The organism is Alicycliphilus sp. T452 (assembly GCF_054512775.1).
This window is the reverse complement of record NZ_JBTNEH010000061.1, coordinates 1-2,299: the sequence shown is the minus strand read 5'-3', so window position 1 is coordinate 2,299 and position 2,299 is coordinate 1. Positions and strand designations below refer to the sequence as shown.

At 67.1% G+C, this 2,299-nt stretch carries 1 protein-coding gene; it reads right to left on the bottom strand.

The genetic code is table 11. The features are described from left to right. Nucleotides 1-259: 259 nt before the first annotated feature. Nucleotides 260-2,122, bottom strand: coding sequence for a methyl-accepting chemotaxis protein (locus ACX12L_RS22850; protein WP_459264560.1), 1,863 nt, complete (start codon nt 2,120-2,122; stop codon nt 260-262). Nucleotides 2,123-2,299 lie beyond the last annotated feature (177 nt).

The following is a 2,299-nucleotide window of genomic DNA, read 5'->3' as shown; positions in this document are numbered from 1 at the left end:
ACCGTGGTGAACAAGCTCTCGTTGTAGCTGTCTGCTCCTCGCATGCTCGGCCGGCTCCTTCTTGGGCAACGGCCCGATGTTCGGCTACACAGGGTGGCGCGTCGATAGGTATTTCAACGGCCTGCTAGCGGCAAGCGGGCGCTGCGGATCGGGCAGGCGCAAAGCGCAGCAATGGCCGTAGCCATTGCGGGCATTTGCAACACCGCAGACCGCCCGAGGCCGCAGATGCACGCGGCGCGGCGACTCGTGCAGAGCCTCCTTAAAAGGATTCCCAATCGCCCTCGTCGCCCGCCGCCACGGCCTTGGGAAGGGCTGCCGGCTTGCTGGCGGCAGGCGGCGGCGCCTTCCTGGGCGCCGTGACTTTTGCGGCCGGCCTTGCCACGGGCGCCGGCGCCGGCCTGGCTTGCGCTGCGGGCGCCGGCTTGTCCAGGCCCTGCACCACGAAGGAGGCGTCCGGGTGCAGCTTGAACACGGCCACCGCCTGCACCAGCTCCTGCGCCTGGCCGCGCAGGCTGCTCGCGGCGGCCGCCATTTCCTCGACCAGGGCGGCGTTTTGCTGCGTGGCCTGGTCCATCTGCGTCACGGCCTCGCCCACCTGGCTCACGCCCGAGCTCTGCTCGCTGCTGGCGGCGCTGATCTCGCCCATGATGTCGGTCACCCTGCGGATGCTGGTGACCACCTCGTCCATGGTGGAGCCCGCCCGGCCGACGAGCTGCGTGCCTGCGTCGACCCGGTTCACGCTCTCGGTGATGAGCAGCTTGATTTCCTTGGCCGCCTCGGCGGCGCGGCCGGCCAGGTTGCGCACCTCGCCGGCAACCACGGCGAAGCCGCGCCCCTGCTCGCCCGCGCGCGCGGCCTCGACCGCGGCATTGAGGGCCAGGATGTTCGTCTGGAAGGCAATGCTGTCGATCACGTTGATGATGTCGGCGATCTTCTTGGAGCTGTCGCTGATGCCCTCCATGGTCTGCACCACCTGGGTCATCACCTGCCCGCCCTGGGTCGCCACGGAAGACGCGCTTTGCGCCAGCTGGTTGGCCTGGCGCGCGTTGTCGGCGTTCTGGCGCACCGTGGACGACAGCTGCTCCATGGACGCAGCCGTTTCCTCCAGCGCGCCGGCCTGGGACTCGGTGCGCGCGCTCAGGTCCTGGTTGCCCTGGGCGATCTCGGCGCTGGCCGTGGCCACCGAATCGCTGCCCTGGCGCACGGTGGACACCACCCGCACCAGGCCTTGCTGCATGCGCTCCAGGGCGTTCATGAGCTGGGCCACCTCGTCGTGCCCCGTCGCCCGGATGTCCTGCGTCAGGTCGCCATGCGCCACCCCGTCGGAGATCTGTACCGCCTGGCGCATGGACGCGATGATGTTGCTGAAAATGCTGTACAGCAGGAACAGGAACAGGCTGAGCATCACCGCCATGCTGGCCAGCTGCACCACGAGCCAGCGCGAGGCCTGCGCCTGCGCCGCTGCAATGATGCCGCTGGTGCGTGCGTCCAGCAGCTTGAAGAAGTCGTTCACGGGCCCCATGATCTGGGCCTTGTTGCGGTGGTACTCGGCGTTGTTGACCAGCTCGCGCGCCTTGGCCAGATCGGGCTCGCCCTTGGCCCAGCCGCCCTTGCCGTCGGGCACCAGCCCCTTGACCAGGTTCATGGCCAGCACCTCGGTGTTGATGAGCGCGCCAGACTTGCCATTGGCCTCGGCCAGCTTGGCCAGTTCGGCCTCGGAAAAGCCGGCCTGCTTCATCAGGTCCAGCAGGGCCACGGCCGGGCCGCTTTGGCCGGGCACGGCGATATCGGCCGCGCGGAAATCCCAGTAAATACCCTCATAGCCCGCCGGGCGCGGCTGCTTGCCCGCGCGGATGTCCACCACCTCGTTGTATTGCTTCTCCCAGCGTGTGTCGCCCGTGTCCACATAGGTGCGCACCAGGCGCGTCAGGTCATCCGAGCTCTGGCGCAACTCGTCGGCCAGCATGTAGGAGGCGTAGCGGCTTTGGTAGGCGCGGACGAGGGCGTCGTTGGCCTGGCTCAGCTTCCATTCCGTCGCGCCGAGGATGACGACGATGAGCATCAGCACGCCCACCAGGAACAGCAATTTTTGGCGCAGCGCCAGCTTGTGGATGAAAAACATGAGCGTCTCCTTTATGTGTGCGCTCCATGCCGCATCCGGCAGGCTGCGGCCTAGGGCGAATCGACATTCAGAGCGACGCGCATGGGAAATGAGACGATACAGGTAGGAGGAAACCAGCCTGAATGTCTCGCCCGAGCCGCTACGAACTGACAGATCACCAATGGGAACGTCTTGAGG

Excerpts from the sequence above, each read along its gene's own strand:
- ACX12L_RS22850 (WP_459264560.1), bottom strand. The coding sequence starts at position 2,122 with ATGTTTTTCATCCACAAGCTGGCGCTGCGCCAAAAATTGCTGTTCCTG.